This is a genomic window from Enterobacter sp. K510 (assembly GCF_055804875.1).
Map to the genome: position 1 here is coordinate 458991 of NZ_JBNRLQ010000001.1, position 15904 is coordinate 474894.

Annotated in this window: 14 protein-coding genes; 4 read left to right on the forward strand and 10 right to left on the reverse strand. The window is 57.2% G+C overall.

Features of this window, described 5'->3' with window-relative positions; translation table 11 throughout:
* Positions 1 to 64: 64 nt before the first annotated feature.
* Positions 65 to 1234 (forward strand): DNA repair protein, encoded by a 1170-nt coding sequence (locus ACQUTD_RS02100; RefSeq protein WP_072569668.1) that lies wholly within the window; start codon positions 65 to 67, stop codon positions 1232 to 1234.
* On the opposite strand, the gene ACQUTD_RS02105 is transcribed toward ACQUTD_RS02100, so the two are convergent.
* Entirely contained in the window at positions 1235 to 2005 is a 771-nt protein-coding gene (locus tag ACQUTD_RS02105) for a siderophore-interacting protein (protein ID WP_473274521.1), read from the reverse strand. It lies immediately after the preceding gene.
* 117 nt (positions 2006 to 2122) lie between these two features.
* Here ACQUTD_RS02105 and ACQUTD_RS02110 point away from each other — a divergent pair, with 117 nt between their 5' ends.
* The gene (locus tag ACQUTD_RS02110) at positions 2123 to 2629 is read left to right on the forward strand and encodes a helix-turn-helix transcriptional regulator (protein ID WP_473274520.1); all 507 of its coding nucleotides are present in this window, start codon (positions 2123 to 2125) and stop codon (positions 2627 to 2629) included.
* Here ACQUTD_RS02110 and ACQUTD_RS02115 read toward each other — a convergent pair.
* Both ACQUTD_RS02115 and ACQUTD_RS02120 read right to left on the reverse strand, forming a co-directional pair.
* On the reverse strand, positions 2626 to 4185 hold the full coding sequence (locus ACQUTD_RS02115; RefSeq protein ID WP_473274519.1) for a methyl-accepting chemotaxis protein: 1560 nt from the start codon (positions 4183 to 4185) through the stop codon (positions 2626 to 2628). The two genes, ACQUTD_RS02110 and ACQUTD_RS02115, sit on opposite strands and share 4 nt — an antisense overlap.
* A 311-nt stretch (positions 4186 to 4496) precedes the next feature.
* Entirely contained in the window at positions 4497 to 6017 is a 1521-nt protein-coding gene (locus ACQUTD_RS02120) for a methyl-accepting chemotaxis protein (protein ID WP_473274517.1), read from the reverse strand.
* A 435-nt stretch (positions 6018 to 6452) separates the two neighbouring features.
* Between ACQUTD_RS02120 and ygjG the strand changes: the two genes are divergently transcribed.
* On the forward strand, positions 6453 to 7832 hold the full coding sequence (gene ygjG / locus ACQUTD_RS02125) for a putrescine aminotransferase (protein WP_318375787.1): 1380 nt from the start codon (positions 6453 to 6455) through the stop codon (positions 7830 to 7832).
* A 46-nt stretch (positions 7833 to 7878) separates the two neighbouring features.
* Here the strand turns inward: ygjG and ACQUTD_RS02130 are convergent, their stop codons facing one another.
* The 5 genes from ACQUTD_RS02130 to ACQUTD_RS02150 are packed head-to-tail and all read right to left on the reverse strand — an operon-like array spanning position 7879 to position 13411.
* A complete protein-coding gene (locus ACQUTD_RS02130) occupies positions 7879 to 8934 on the reverse strand; it encodes a glycoside hydrolase family 130 protein (RefSeq protein WP_473274516.1) in 1056 nt (351 codons plus the stop codon).
* Complete coding sequence (locus ACQUTD_RS02135; protein ID WP_473274514.1) at positions 8918 to 10411, reverse strand: alpha-amylase family glycosyl hydrolase; 1494 nt, start codon at positions 10409 to 10411, stop codon at positions 8918 to 8920. The genes ACQUTD_RS02130 and ACQUTD_RS02135 overlap by 17 nt, the downstream gene beginning before the upstream one ends.
* A gap of 10 nt (positions 10412 to 10421) precedes the next feature.
* Positions 10422 to 11249 (reverse strand): ABC transporter permease subunit, encoded by an 828-nt coding sequence (locus tag ACQUTD_RS02140; RefSeq protein WP_473274512.1) that lies wholly within the window; start codon positions 11247 to 11249, stop codon positions 10422 to 10424.
* Positions 11249 to 12115 (reverse strand): ABC transporter permease subunit, encoded by an 867-nt coding sequence (locus tag ACQUTD_RS02145; RefSeq protein ID WP_473274511.1) that lies wholly within the window; start codon positions 12113 to 12115, stop codon positions 11249 to 11251. The genes ACQUTD_RS02140 and ACQUTD_RS02145 overlap by 1 nt, the downstream gene beginning before the upstream one ends.
* A 9-nt stretch (positions 12116 to 12124) precedes the next feature.
* Entirely contained in the window at positions 12125 to 13411 is a 1287-nt protein-coding gene (locus ACQUTD_RS02150; protein WP_473274509.1) for an extracellular solute-binding protein, read from the reverse strand.
* Between the two features lie 246 nt (positions 13412 to 13657).
* Between ACQUTD_RS02150 and ACQUTD_RS02155 the strand changes: the two genes are divergently transcribed.
* The gene (locus tag ACQUTD_RS02155) at positions 13658 to 14731 is read left to right on the forward strand and encodes a sn-glycerol-3-phosphate ABC transporter ATP-binding protein UgpC (protein WP_473274507.1); all 1074 of its coding nucleotides are present in this window, start codon (positions 13658 to 13660) and stop codon (positions 14729 to 14731) included.
* Here ACQUTD_RS02155 and lsrG read toward each other — a convergent pair.
* Together lsrG and lsrF are read right to left on the reverse strand one after the other, a co-directional pair.
* The gene (gene lsrG / locus ACQUTD_RS02160; RefSeq protein WP_072569657.1) at positions 14720 to 15013 is read right to left on the reverse strand and encodes a (4S)-4-hydroxy-5-phosphonooxypentane-2,3-dione isomerase; all 294 of its coding nucleotides are present in this window, start codon (positions 15011 to 15013) and stop codon (positions 14720 to 14722) included. The genes ACQUTD_RS02155 and lsrG overlap by 12 nt on opposite strands.
* Positions 15010 to 15897, reverse strand: a complete 888-nt coding sequence (lsrF, locus tag ACQUTD_RS02165) for a 3-hydroxy-5-phosphonooxypentane-2,4-dione thiolase (RefSeq protein ID WP_318363418.1) — start codon at positions 15895 to 15897, stop codon at positions 15010 to 15012. Before lsrF ends, lsrG begins: the two co-directional genes overlap by 4 nt.
* Positions 15898 to 15904: the final 7 nt, after the last annotated feature.

Below are 15904 nucleotides of genomic sequence, written 5' to 3' on the forward strand. Positions count from 1 at the left end.
TTCCGGTAGCTCTGCTGATAACTAACCTTAACTCAAATACTTAAGCGCTAAAGCGAAAGGCATCATGAGCACACCCATCAAACGACTTGAAATCATCAAAAATGCCATAGAACTGGAAGATGACGACATCATTGTCAGTCAGCTCGCACGGCTGAAAAATGAAGCGTTCAATGATGAGCTGCTAGCGATTGTCGCGGCGCTTGAGGAAAAGAATTACACCGCCGCCATGACGGCGATCACCGCCTGGTTGCAAAGCCAGCGCGCCGTGACCCAGTGGCGGGATCCGCAGGTGGCGGCCAGCAAGCTGGAACTCAAAGCGCTGGAGGAGCGGCTGCGCGATCTGATCGACCGCCGCAATGCCCGCGTTCAGCAGTTAGATGAGTTTAATGACCTTTACCTGAACCGTCTCGGGCCGCTGATGACGCAGATCCTTCAGCTGCGTAAAAATCTGGCGGAACTGAACCTGCGCCGCCAGCTGGCGGAGCGGCAGCGTCGGGAAGAGGACTATCGCCGCTGCCAGCAGTATATGGCGCAGGCGCTGGACGTGCTGGCGATGCTCACAAAACGCTGGCGCGAGCTGCCCGCCGATTCGGTGCAGTCTGTCGAGGCGCGCAAACAGCTCCAGCAGCAAAGCGATCTGATCGCCAATCTGCTGGCGGAAGCGCAGGAACTCGAAACCGGCTTAACGCGGGAAGAAGAGCCCGCGCGTCAGGCCTGTGACGAGGCAAACGACGAGTACGAAAAATACCGCGAGCAGCAGCACGACGCCGAGATCCGTTTCCGGAAAGGCCGCCAGCTGTCAGAAGAAGATCAAAGCGAACTCAAGCGACTGTGGCGTCAGGCCAGTAAACTCTGTCACCCGGATCTGGTGGCGGATGAACTGAAAGATGAAGCCAACGCCATGATGGTGCAGCTTAACCAGGCGAAGCATCGCGGCGACGTCAAAGCCATTCGTTCGCTGGTGGCGCGTCTGCATCAGGGCTTTGAGCCAATGATGGCCAGCGACCGGCTGAACGATCTGGAACGTATCCGCAAAAAGATGGCGCAGGTACGGGAACAAATCGACACTCTGGTCGCCGAGCTGGCGGAGCTGGAAAAAGAGGAGTCCTGGCTGCTGGTGTCATCACTGAGCAATATGGACGCGTATTTTACCCAGCAGGAGAAAGCCCTCAGCGAGGTTCGCGCCGCGCTGGAACGTCAGGTGAGCGAAGCGCAGCTCGACGCGGTCGCCTGATTATTTGGCGTGCCAGTAGGCTGCCGCCCGCATCAGTTGCGGATCAACCCCGCCGCCTTCAAACGGCTGGCTGACGTTTTTCACCACCTTCCCTTCCCCGGTGATCCACAGGTAATAGTCCTGCGCCGGGACGCGCACCTGCGCCAGCCGTTGCGCCAGTACGTCCTCGTTATGACCGATAATCCATTCGATATTGAAGCCGTCCAGATGCGCCAGATAATCCTTATACGCCTCATCGCCGATGGTTACGATGGTGGTCACCTCCGGGCGCGCCGGATGTTTGCTGATGGCTTCCAGACGGCGGCGCAGCGCAGGCATGCCTGACTCATCGCAGACGTAAAGCTGCCAGGCGTAATCCTCCGGCATCACCAGCGAACCGCGCGGGCCGCCGATGGTCAGGGTGTCGCCTTCCCGCGCCTCCAGCGCCCAGCTGCTGGCCACGCCGCCGTCATGGATAAAGAAATCCAGCGCCAGTTCGTGACGTTCTGCGTCATACAGCGGCGTATAGTCACGGGCCGCCGGGCGTGGGCCGTCCGGCCAGACGATACCGTCTTCGGTGACCGTGGGCGGCACCACTTTTTGCCCCGGCTGCGGGAAAAAGACTTTGGTGTGATCGTCAAACCCCTGCGAACTGAAGCCCGCCAGTTCGTCGCCGCCCAGCACAATGCGCTGAAAACCTGTGCCGATACGTTCAACACGTAATACTGTCAGTTCACGAAAGCGCAGTTCATTGCGCACGCGCTGCGGATAACGCTGATGTGATGTGGTCATTATTTAGCCTTCGTCACGTTAAAAACGATATATCTGATTTGGTTTTAAATGATAATGATTGCTAATTAGCAGGAACGCAAGCAAAATTAGATATATCTAATTCAGAGGGTTTATGCGATGAGGCATCCACAGGTTCACGGTCATCACGAGCACGGCAGCCGCCGTCCGCGCTTTTTCGGACATGGCGATCTGCGGCTGGTCATTCTGGATCTGCTGTCCCGCAACGCCAGCCACGGTTACGAGCTGATCAAGGCGATTGAACAGCTCACCCTCGGCCATTACACGCCAAGCCCTGGGGTGATCTATCCGACGCTGGATTTTTTGCAGGAACAGGCGTTTATCGCGATCGGGGAAGACGGCGGACGGAAAAAGATCGCTATTACCCCAGCCGGAATGCAGTGGCTGGCGGAAAACGCTGAGCAGCTCGGCCAGATCCAGGCGCGGATCAAAGCCCGCAGCGTCGGGTATCTGCTGCGTCAGGATCCGCAGATGAAACGCGCGCTGGATAACTTTAAAGCCGTGCTGGATCGGAAAGTAAATCAGGAAAACGTCAGCGCCGCACAGCGGGAACAGATCATCGCGGTGATCGACCATGCGGCGCTGGAGATTTCACAGCTGGATTAAGCCGTCGCCTCCCGGCGTACGCGGAACACGCTGACCAGACCTTTCAGGTGCGACGCCTGATCGCTGAGCGACGCGGCGGCGGCCACAGACTCTTCCACCAGGCTGGCGTTCTGCTGGGTGGTGGAGTCAATCAGGCCAATGGCGCTGTTGATCTGCGAAATGCCTTCCGTCTGTTCACGGCTGGCGTGGCCAATCTGGCGCAGAATGGTGTCCATCTCTTCCACATTGCTGACCATACCGTTAATCAGCCCGCCCGCTTTTTCCACCAGCGCCATGCCGTCGCGGGCCTGGGCGGTGGAGCTTTCGATCAGATGGCGGATCTCGCTGGCGGAAGACGCCGTTTTGCCCGCCAGCTGGCGCACTTCCCCTGCCACGACCGCAAAGCCACGTCCGTGCTCACCGGCGCGCGCCGCTTCCACTGCCGCATTGAGCGCCAGAATATTGGTCTGGAAGGCGATGGAATCGATCAGGTTGATGATGTCGGACATGCGGTCAGAAGTGTCGTTGATGACGCGCATTTTCTCGGTCACCTGCTTCATCATCTGGCCATTGTTTTTCACCACCGTCGCCGCTTCGGCAGAGAGCTGCGTCGCTTCGGTGGTATGTTCACTGGTGTTTTTCACCGTGGCGGTGATCTGCTCCATAGAGGCGGCGGTCTGTTCAACGGAACTGGCCTGCTCTTCGGTGCGGGCAGCCAGATCCTGGTTACCGGCCACAATCTGCGCGGCGGCGCTGGAGATGTTCTCCGAGCCGTTCTGCACTTCCTGCACAATCTCATACAGGCGTGTTTTCATCGCCACCAGCGCGCTGAGCAGCACGCCGGTTTCATCCCGGTGTTTTACGTCAATATGCTGAGTCAGATCGCCGCCGGCAATGGCTTCGGCAAACTGCACCGCCTGTACCAGCGGACGGGTGATGGCGCGTACAATAAACAGCCCCATCAGGCTGCCAGCGCCAATACTGATCAACGCCAGCAGGATCAGCAGGGTGCGGTTGGATTTAAAATCATGCTCCACCAGCTTTCCGGCGCTGCGCATATTGTTGTCCTGAACGGCAATCAACTCCTGCACTTTGGCTTTGTAGGCACGCTGTACCGGCAGAGTGTTGTTCATCATCTCTTCCACCGCCGCGTGAGTATCTTTATTTTTCACCGCCTCGAGAATACGGAAACGCGAATCCAGATACTGCTGACGTATCTGGCGCAGTTCACTCAGGATGCGCTGCGACTCGCGATCGCGCAGGGCGCTGCTGAGGTCGTCGAGCAACACGGTAATGTTGCTGCTAATGGCGGTCAGATGCTTCTGCGATTCGGCGCTCCACTTCCCGTCCGTATCCAGCACCATCAGCTGCTGGGTGCTGACAAACTCCTGAAAATTCTCAATCAACTGATTGGCCTTTACGGTCGTGGGATAGTCACGATTAACAATGTCCTGCATCCCATTGTTGGCACGATTCAGGCTGAACAGCGACAGACTGGAACTCACCACCATCAACACAATAAAAATTCCGAACGCCAGAAATAATTTTGTGCCGATCTTAACATCATGTAAGAACATATTTTTTCCCTGGTTGTAAATGGCTACGCACAGGAAACGTTATCGGTAACGGTTTCGCTAACTTTATGAGTTTGATCGGTTTTTTATTTATCACCGCACGAAAAGAATATTCTCAGACAGGTTGCTGTTATTCGAAAAATAGCCTAATGAAGATCCGTAAATACGCTATATTTCGATCAAAAAGCATTCGGCTTTTAATATAAAATTAACAATATTTAAATATGTAGTTTACATGAAGCTAACAGGAGGGAATGCCATCAGGCGATAAAAAACCGCTTCTCTGCGGGCAGAAAAGCGGTGAGGGAAATGACTTAATGCAGGACGGTGACGGCCTCTTCCAGACGGCTGGCGCGCTGTTTGACCATCGCTGACACCTGGGCGCTCACTTCCACCAGCCCGGCATTTTTCTGCGTGATGGTATCCAGTTCTGCCACGGCGCGCGTCAAATCCGACAGCCCCGCCGCCTGCTCAGAGGTGGAGTGGCTGATCTGCGCGATCAGCTGCGTGACGTTCTGCACCTGTTCAACAATGTTATCCATGGTGGCGCCCGCGGCATGCACCTGCTGCGAACCGGACTGCACCTTGCTGGCGCTGGCATCAATCAGTTTACGAATATCATTGGCGGCGCTGGCGCTGCGGCTGGCCAGATGACGCACCTCCCCGGCCACCACGGCAAAACCTTTGCCCTGCTCGCCCGCGCGTGCGGCCTCCACGGCGGCGTTAAGCGCCAGGATATTGGTCTGGAAGGCGATGTCGTTAATCAGCGAGGTAATAGAGCCGATGCGCTGGGTGCTGTCGGCGATCTCATCCATGGTTTTCACCACCGTATCCATCGCTCGTCCACCATGGCTGGCGGCATTACTGGCTTCAATAGAGAGCTTATCCGCCGCAGCAGCGGTGGCGGAATTGTTCTGTACCGAGGCTGCCATCTGCCCCATGGTGGTGACCGTCTGCTGCACATTCACCACCGTCTGGCGCGTCCGCTCGTTAAGATCGTCATTGCCTTTCGCCAGGGTTTCGCTGCCGTCGCGCACTTCTGTCGCCTGGTGCGCCACGTCGTTAATCAGCCAGCGGCACATCAGGCCAAGCTGACCAACGGATCGCAGGATCAGCCCCAGCTCATCGCTGCGGTTAAGGTGCTGCACGCTGTTGCGCTCGCCGGTCGCCACCTTCAGCGCCTGCCGCGCGACGTTTTCCACCGGACGAACAATCTGCGCCTCAAAAATGCCGCAGCCGATGAGCATGATCAGCGCGCCGGCCAGCTGCACCGCCCAGCCGGCATGCAGAACGGCCATGGCCGCCGCCAGCACCAGCCACAGTCCGGCCATCACGCTGCGCATCCGCCAGCGCAGCGGCAGCGCGGGCAGACGCCCCAGCCAGCCTTTGCGTACCACCAGACCGGTATCCACACGCTTGTTGCAACGCCCTTCGTTCAGCGCCTTGTACAGCGGCGTGACGGCGGCGATCTCCTCCGGCGTGGCGCGGGAGCGGATCGACATATAGCCGGTGACTTTTCCGTTGCGCACCATCGGCACGGCATTGGCGCGCACCCAGTAGTGATCGCCATTTTTGCGGCGGTTTTTGACGATGCCGCTCCAGGGCTCGCCGCGTTTCAGGGTGGCCCACATATCCGCAAACGCGGCTTTTGGCATATCCGGGTGACGAACAAGATTGTGCGGCTGGCCGATCAGTTCATGGAGTTCATAGCCGCTAACCTGAACGAAGGTGTCGTTGGCATGCGTAATGTAACTATTAAGATCGGTGGTGGACATCAGGGTGGTGTCATCATCGAGTGAATACTCGTGCTGGCTGACCCAGGGTTGAGCAGGCATGAAAGCGTCCTTTGCAGAGTTATCTGGCTGTTAATTTTTCTGGCAAATGTTATTTCGGCGATAATGAATTTATCTTTAGTTGTTAAATTTGATTTAGATCGCAAATCGCACTAAAACCCTGTTAATTTCATGCCATGCAGGTCATTGATTTTCTAATATTTTCATGAAGAAACTACTTCTACTCCCTTTTTGCCTGTGCCCTATAAAGAGGCAAAATCTGCACCATATCTGCGCAATATCGGCGAAAGTACAGCCAAAGACCGCTTTTTACCGCCGCAGGAAAAGAGTTTAATCGCCCTGCCGGACGATTAAATTTTGCGCAATCGCGATTCCGCCTGGTGTTTATCCCGATTTTCTGCGCGCCTGCTGAAGTGGCGTAATCCCTGCAATAATTATTTTGTGTATCGCGTGATACGCCACTCCCAGGAGCTCATTTTGAACAGGTTACCTTCCAGCGCATCGGCTCTTGCCTGTAGCGCACATGCCCTTAACATTATTGAGAAGGCCACGCTTTCTCATGACGAAATGAAAGATCTGAATCGCGAGGTGATTGAATATTTTAAAGAGCACGTCAATCCGGGGTTTTTAGAGTATCGAAAATCTGTCACCGCAGGCGGGGATTACGGAGCCGTAGAGTGGCAAGCGGGAAGTCTGAATACGCTTGTCGACACCCAGGGACAGGAGTTTTTAGATTGCCTGGGTGGCTTTGGTATTTTTAACGTGGGGCACCGTAATCCAGTCGTTGTTTCCGCCGTACAGCATCAGCTCGCCAAACAACCCCTTCACAGCCAGGAATTACTTGATCCACTGCGGGCGATGCTCGCCAAAACCCTCGCCGCGCTGGCGCCGGGAAAACTGAAATACAGCTTCTTCTGTAACAGCGGCACCGAATCCGTTGAGGCGGCGCTGAAGCTGGCGAAAGCCTGGCAGTCCCCGCGCGGTAAATTTACCTTTGTCGCCACCAGCGGCGCGTTCCACGGTAAATCGCTGGGCGCGCTGTCGGCCACGGCGAAATCCGCCTTCCGCAAACCCTTTATGCCGCTGCTGCCGGGCTTCCGCCACGTGCCGTTCGGCGACATCGAGGCCATGCGCACGCTGCTGTCGGAATGCCACAAAACCGGCGATGACGTGGCGGCGGTGATCCTTGAACCCATCCAGGGCGAAGGGGGTGTGATCCTGCCGCCGGTCGGCTATCTGCCTGCGGTGCGTAAGCTGTGCGATGAGTTCGGCGCGCTGCTGATCTTCGACGAAGTGCAGACCGGTATGGGACGCACGGGCAAAATGTTTGCCTGCGAGCATGAAAATGTTCATCCGGATATTCTCTGTCTCGCCAAAGCGCTGGGCGGCGGCGTGATGCCGATTGGCGCCACCATCGCCACCGAAGAAGTCTTCTCGGTGCTGTTTGATAATCCCTTCCTGCACACCACCACTTTCGGCGGCAACCCGCTGGCCTGTGCCGCCGCGCTGGCGACCATTAACGTGCTGCTGGAAGAGAACTTACCGGCGCAGGCAGAGCAGAAAGGCGACATGCTGCTGGACGGCTTCCGTCTGCTGGCGCGTGAATACCCGGATCTGGTGCAGGACGTGCGCGGCAAAGGCATGCTGATGGCCATTGAGTTTGTGGATAACGAGACGGGCTATAACTTTGCCAGCGAGATGTTCCGCCAGCATGTACTGGTGGCCGGGACGCTGAACAATTCGAAAACCATTCGTATTGAACCGCCGCTGACGCTACAGATTGATCAGTGCGAGCAGGTGCTGAAAGCCGCCGGTGCGGCGCTGGCCGCGCTGCGGGTAGGCGTGGCGGAGGCGTGAGGCTTGTCCCCCTCACCCGGCTATACCAGCGGGGTGAGGGAAACATTCACACCCCCAGATGCTGCCACAGCGCATCCAGCGGCAGCGTCGCCAGCGCAATACACTCATCGGCTGCGCCGTACCAGATGTGCAGCGTCTCATCTCTGATCAACGCCCCGCAGGTAAAGACCACGTTGCCGAAAAATCCTTCCCGCTCATAGGGGGCCACCGGCTCCAGCAGCGGCACCGGGGATTTGGCGAGGATCTTCAGCGGATCGTCCGTATCCAGCAGTAACGCCCCCAGGCAGTAGCGCTGGTTTTCATCCACGCCGTGATAAATTTCCAGCCAGCCGCGATCGGTTTTCAGCAGCGGCGCGCCGCCGCCGGATTTGCGCGCGTCCCAGGCATCGCCGGATCGCCCCAGCAGATGCTGGTGATTACCCCAGTGCAGCATATCCGGCGATTCGCAGATCCAGATCTCCGGCAGACCAAAATGACAGGGTGCCGGGCGGGTCAGCGCCATATATTTTCCGCCCACCTTTTCCGGGAAGAAGCAGACATCGCGGTTATCCGGACAGAAAATCAGCCCTTTTTTCTCCACCGTGACAAAATCGCGGGTGATCGCCAGCGCCGTGGTGATGCCGAGCGGTGAAATCGCCGAATAGTTGATATACCAGACGTCGTCGATGCGGGTGATGCGCGCATCTTCGCAGCCAAACTGTTCGCACTGGCTGTCGGCGAGGATAAACGGCTGAGGGCCGACGCTAAAATTCACGCCGTCGCGGCTGCGCGCCAGCCGTAAATGGGACATGGAGGTGAGCCAGATCTGCGACGGATCGCTTTTCAGGACGATCAGCCGCGGATCGCTGAAGTCGTAGCGCGGATCGGCGCGATCGAAGGTACGCGTCGTCGCCACCCACGCGCCGTCCTGCTGCTCCAGCAGCGGCACGACAATTTTCTGTGCATCGCTGCACTTCACGCTCTCCGCCACGCGCACCAGCAGCAACACTTCGCCGTGATACTCCGTCACCCCGGCGTTAAATACGCACTCGACTTTCATCTCCGGTGAAGACGGCACCACGTCAGCCGGCGTGATAAGCGGATTTTTACTGTGCCTTTCCATAACCTCTCCTTTTGATCACAAACTGATTTTTCCCAAGCCAGGGGGCGTTATCGCCGTAGAGCACCTCGCCTGCCACCGCGTGCCACGGATTACGCACCGGCGCGCCAAAATTAATCGCCACCCACACCTGCTCGTCCGCCGTGATGCGGGAAAACCAGATGCAGGCGTCCGTTAACGCCAGGCGGGTATACGCACCGTAGCGCAGTACCGGGATGTGGTTACGCAGGGCTATCAGCTCGCGATAATCCTTCCACAGCGCGTCTTTCTCGCCCCAGGGCAGCGGCGCGCGGGAGGCGTCGCGAGTATGCGTCAGGGCGATCTCCAGCGCCTGCTCCGCCGTCATGCCCGCCTCCCGCGCGGTCTGGTAATGTGTCCTGCCCTGCACATCGGCGATTTCTTCAAGGCATTGCGGGCGAAAATCGGTCAGGCCGAACTCTTCCCCCTGGTAGATAAAGGGCACGCCGCGGGCGGTGAGTTGCAGCGCCAGCACCGCGCGGGCGCGGTCAGTATCGCGTGCGTTTTCCCCAAAGCGGCTGATCATGCGCGACATATCGTGGCTGGAAAAAAACAGCGTCGGCAGGCCCGGCTGCTGCTCATTCATGGCGGTTAAGGCGGCGAAAATCGCCGCCGCGCTGAAGGTTTTCTGGCTGCCGAGGTTGAAGTTAAACACCACGTCCAGCAGATCCGCGGCCTGATAGCGGCGCAGCACCGCCAGATCCTCGCTGCCGATTTCGCCGATCAGAAACAGCTCGCCCCTGGCGCGGGCATACGCCATCAGGCGGCGCAGCACGGCCAGCAGTCCCGGCTGGTTCACATCGTACAAATGTTCCTGTTCACCTGCGCTTTCCGGGTTATCCGCGCCGATGCCGTCGGTAGTGAGAAAGTTGATCACGTCGAAGCGAAAACCATCCACGCCAGCTGCCAGCCAGAAATCCATCACCCGGTAGATCTCCTGCTCCACCTGCGGATTCTGCCAGTTGAGATCCACCTGCTGCGGGGCGAATTTATGGTAATAAAACTGCCCGGTATCCGGCTCCGGCATCCAGGCGCTGCCGGAAAAAAACGACTGCCAGTTGTTGGGCTGGTCGGTAAAAATAAAATAATCCCGGTAACGGCTGGCGGGATTATTCCAGGCATCAACAAACCATGGATGCTGTGATGAGACATGGTTGAGCACCAGGTCGATCACCACGCGGATCCCCCGCCCATGACAGGCCGCCACCACGCGCCGGAAATCGTCCAGCTCCCCAAAACGCGGATCCACCGCGCAGTAATCGCTGATGTCGTAACCGTTATCCACCAGCGGCGACGGGTAGAACGGCGTGATCCAGATCCCGCCGATCCCTAACTCATGCAGATAGTCGATCTTCTGCGCAAGGCCGATAAAATCCCCCCGCCCGTCGCCGTTGCCGTCGCAAAACGCGGGCAGATAAATTTGATAAAACACGCACTCCTGCCACCAGCGCACCGGTTCCATCCGGCCCTCCTTATTTGAGTGACAATGACATCCCTTGCAGGAAATATTTGCGGAACAGAATAAACAGCAGCATCACCGGCAGCATCTGCACCACGGATCCCGCCAGTACCGGGCCGAGGTGAATGCCCCAGGATTTGCTGAAGGTGGCAAGCAGCACCGAGAACGGCATTTTGTCGGCATCGCGCATCACGATCAGCGGCCAGAGAAAGTTGTCCCAGGCGGTGGAAAAGGTGAACAGCGCCACAATGGCGAGGATCGATTTGTTCAGCGGCATCATCACGTGGCGCAGAATGCTCCACAGGCTGGCGCGATCGAGTTTTGCGGCGTGGATATAGTCGTTTGGCGTGCCTTTAAAACTCTGGGAGACCATAAAGATCCCCCAGGCGCTCATGGCGTAGGGCAGGATCATCGCGCTGTAGCTGTTAATCAGCCCCAGCTCGCGCATCAAAATAAACTGCGGAATGATGAACATAAACGCCGGAAACACCATCTGCACGATCAGCAGATTTTTAAAGGCGTTTTTGCCGCGAAAATCCGTTTTCGCCACCGCGTAGCCCACCAGCATGGCGGTAACCGTGACGCAAAAGGTGATGGTCAGCGACACAAACAGCGAGTTAAACAGCGTGCGCATAAAGGGCTTATCGGCGCGGTTGCTGTTATCAAACAGAAACTGGTAGTTCGCCAGCGAAACGTCACCGGCAAACAGGCTGGTGGTGTAGATCTGCGCCGTTGGTTTCAGGGAGGCCATCACCATCCAGATAAAGGGATACAGCCAGGTGAGCGCGAGGATCAACATGGCGGCGTGGAGAAGCAGGCTGGCGGGGGTAAGTTTTTTCATCAGACGATCTCAATGTGCTTTTCAAAGAGTTTGCGGAACAGCCAGATCAGCAGAAAACTGCACGCGGCGACGATAATCGACATGGTCGCCGCCCAGCTCGGTTTCATCTTCTGAAACGCCACTTCGTACATCACCACCATCGGGCTGGTGGTGCTGTTAAGCGGGCCGCCGCCGGTGATGAGATACGGCTCGGTAAAGATGCTGAACGCCACGGTGATCGCCAGCACCATCACCATGACGATTTGCGGGTTCATCATCGGCAGCGTGATGGCGTACGCCTGGCGCAGGCGACCGGTTTTATCCAGCCGCGCGGCGCTATAGATGTCCTGCGGGATCGCCAGCATGCCGGAGTAAAGGATCAGCCCGTAATAGCCGACGAATTTCCAGGTGACGATCAGCGCAATGGAGAGCATCGCGCAGTCCGGGTTGGTAAACCAGGGCACGGAAATGCCGAACAGCTCGCGTAAAAAGGCGTTCACCGGGCCGAACTCGCTGAACAGTTTTGAAAACACAATGGAGTAGGCGACGCCGGACGAAATGTTCGCCAGCAGGAAACTCAGCGCGATAAACCCCCGGCCAAAAGTGATGCGTTTTAACCCGGCGGCAAACAGCAGCGCGCTGAAAAACACAATCGGGATGTACCACAGCAGAAAGCGCAGCACATTGAGCATTGAGGTCCAGAAGAGTTCGTCCTGCATCACGCTGAACAGATTATTCAGCCCGGTGAAGACCGGCGTACCGGTGAACTGCCACTGCGTCACGCTTAACAGCGCCAGCCAGGCCAGCGGATAAAACCAGAACAGCAGCGAATATCCGAGCCATGCGGAGGCCAGCCAGCCTCCGGTACGTGCGTCATGTCCAGCCATCGCCGCCTCTTAAGGTTTCAGGATGCCGTTAATTTCCTGAGCGGAATCATTAAGCGCCGCCGCCGGATCGTCGTTGCGGAAAATCACCCGCTCGATCATCTGCGTCATGCTGCGCTGAATGTCGCTGGTTTTGGTGGTCGCCGCCGCAGGCAGCGCGACGTTCACATAAGAGGCAATTTGCTTCTCAAGCGGGTTGTTCGCAAAGTAGCTGACAAACAGCGGATGGGTGAGCAGATCGGCGCGGGCGGGCGGCATACCGACCATTTCCAGCCACAAAAGATCGTGCTCCGCGCTGCCGAACACCCACTGCAAAAACGCCCAGGCTTCTGCCTTGTGTTTGCTGGTGCTGAACATCGCCACGCCTTTGCTGTCGCCGAAGGTATAAGGCTTTTCGCTGCCGTTCTGCGTCAGCATGGGGCCAATCTGGATCTGCTTTAAGATCTCCGGAAACTGCGTGCGGTAGCGGGCAATATCCCAGGGGCCGCGCGCCGAGGCCAGCACCTGACCGGTGGCGAGCGGATCTTCCGCCGAGGTAAAGTCGTAGCTGCTCCAGCCGCTGTTGAACACCTTGCCCATAAAGCTCAGCACCGCCTGACCGTCGGCGTTATTAAACTGCGCCTGATTCTCCGCGATATAGGGCTTGCCGCCGTTTTGCGCGTACAGCAGCGGAATAAAATCGTACCAGCGCTCCCACCAGTTTTTTCCGGCGGTGAGCTGCATCACGTAGCCGTTGTTATCCGCATGGCGGGCCTCAGCCAGCCGGTACAGCTCGTCATAGTGCCGCGGCACCTGGTCAAAACCATACTGTTTTAACAGATCGGTACGCCACCACCAGACGGTGGGATTGATATAAATCGGCAGCACGTTTTGCTGGCCGTTAATTTCCCAGGCGGGCATCACGTCATTCATCTGGCGCTGCTTAATAAGATCGGCAAAGCCCGGCATTTTAGAGAGATCTTCCAGCTGATTAATTTCATTCAGCTGCGAGGCGAAGCCAATAAATATATTACTGGTGATATCCGGTTCGGTGCCGGAGGCAATCGCGTTCATGATGGCCTCTTCGGAACTGCTGGCGACGGGAATAGGGGTGAATTCCACCGGCGTATGGGTGGGATCGTTATTCCACTCGGTGACCATTTTCTTCCAGAAGGCTTCTTCGTTCTCGACTGGCGTCACCCATAATTTAATCGGCGTTTTCGCCGCGGTGTCGGCGGACTGCTCATCAGGGCCGCAGCCAGTAAGACAAACACTTAATAAGAGTGATGCGGTCCATGTGGCGAGTGTTGCACTTTTCATCCTGATCTCCATGTTATTCCTGACGCGTGTTAAATAAAACATCGCACACGGCAAACGGCCTGTAAGTTAACAAGAGTGATTTATGTTTAACGATAATTCAGTCACATTTCGGTTTTTATTTATCGCTAAACTTTGCGGCGAAAAGTAAATGCAAAAATATAATCAAGACAAATACATCTGATTATTTTTAACAAGCTCAACGGCGATTAATATCTTATACAGATAGGCCATTAAAAAGGATTTCACATGACCGCCCTCACCCTGAGAAATATTCACAAGCAGTACAACAAAAACACCATTATTGAAAACCTGTCGCTGGATATTGCCTCCGGCGAATTCATCGTGCTGGTCGGCCCGTCCGGCTGTGGTAAATCGACGCTGCTGCGTATTATTGCCGGGCTGGAAACGCCCGATGGCGGAGCGATAGTGATGGGCGATGAGGACGTCACCCACCAGCCTGCGGGCAGACGCAGCCTGTCGATGGTATTTCAGTCCTACGCGCTTTACCCGCACATGACCGTGCGGCAGAACCTCAGCTTTGGGCTGAAAAACATGAACACGCCGCCCGCAGAAATTACGCAACGCATCGCCGGAGCGGCGAAAATGCTCAAGCTTGAAGCATTGCTGGATCGCCTGCCGCAACATCTCTCCGGCGGCCAGCGCCAGCGCGTGGCGATTGGGCGATCCATCGTTCAGCAGCCGGAGGTGTTTCTGTTCGACGAGCCGCTGTCGAATCTGGACGCGGCACTGCGCGTGGAGATGCGCCAGGAGATCCAGGAGCTGCACAACAGGCTTGGCAACACCATGATTTACGTCACCCACGATCAGGTGGAGGCCATGACGCTGGCGGACAGAATTGTGGTGCTCAACAAGGGCAATATTGAACAGACGGGGACGCCGCTGGAACTCTACAACACCCCGGCGAACCTGTTTGTCGCGGAGTTTATCGGCACGCCAAAAATTAACGTTTTGCAGGCCGAATGGCGCGATGGCGGCCTGAGTATCAGCGACGAGCTGCATTTTCCGCTGTCACGCCAGCCTGATGGCGTGCTTGAGGGTGATGCGCTTTTCGTCGCCATCCGCCCGGAACATATCCGCCCCGAGAGCAGCGGCGAACTGACCTTCAGCGCCACCACCCGGCTGTGTGAATTACAGGGGGATGCCACGCTGGTATGGTTTACGCTGGCCGGGCAGGCGTGCTGCCTGAAGTCATTCCAGCAGCTGAACTACCCGCCGCGTCATCCGCTGATCATGAGCACGGATGCGCGGCATTTACATCTGTTTGACAGCGCCGGGAACAGGATCGCCTTACTCCGGTAACAACCCGATAAAACTGCGCTTTTTACGCGGCTCCGACATCATGTCGTCCAGCTTCTCCACGCACGCCAGATAGTGCGGCGTTTGCTTGTGCGCCAGCACCGCCGCCTCATCCTGGTACGCCTCATAGATATAAAAGCGCGTATTCACTTCGGGGTCCTGCAACACGTCGAAGCGTAAGTTGCCCGGTTCCTGGATCGCCCCTTCGTGATTGGCGCGAAACACCGCCAGAAACTCATCGACCCGCTCCGGTTTGATATTGATCTCCACCAGCGTCACGTTCATCGCGCCTCTCCCTGTTTTTCTTCCTGCCAGAATTCGAACGCCTCGTGGGCGCTCATATTGTCATGCACCACTTTTTTCACCGCTTTCAGCATGGCGAGTGGCGCGCTGGACTGGAAAATATTACGTCCCATATCGACGCCGGACGCGCCCTGATCGATAGCGCGGAAACACATCTCCAGCGCCTCGCGCTCCGGCAGTTTTTTACCGCCGGCGATGACGATGGGCACCGGACAGCTGGCGGTCACTTTCTCGAAGCCCTCCTCAACAAAATAGGTCTTCACGAACTGCGCCCCCATCTCGGCGGCGATACGGCTGGCGAGGGAAAAATAGCGGGCATCGCGGGCCATCTCTTTGCCGACGCCGGTCACCGCCAGCGTCGGAATGCCGTAGCGGTTACCGGCATCCACCAGCTTGATGATGTTATTGATGGACTGGTGTTCGTGTTCGCTGCCGATATACACCTGCGCTGCCACCGCGCAGGCGTTGAGGCGCAGCGCGTCTTCCATCGCCACCGCCACGCACTCGTTAGAGAGTTCAGAAAGGATGGAATTGCCGCCGGAGGCGCGCAGCACCACCGGTTTGTTGGTGGCGGGCGGCACCACGCTTCTGAGCACGCCGCGGGTACACATCAGCACATCGGTTTCGCCGAACAGCGGCGCAATCGACAGATCGATACGCTCAAGCCCGGTGGTCGGCCCCTGAAAATAGCCGTGGTCAAACGCCAGCATCACCGTGCGGTTACTTGCCGGGTTAAAAATACGCGCCAGCCGCGACTGCATCCCCCAGTCCAGCGCGCCGCAGCCCTTCAGGGCGAACAACGTATTCTGTTGCGGCGTTTCAAGGCCAAAGTTTTTACCTTCTCTGATGTCGTCTAAATCTGCCATGCTCTCC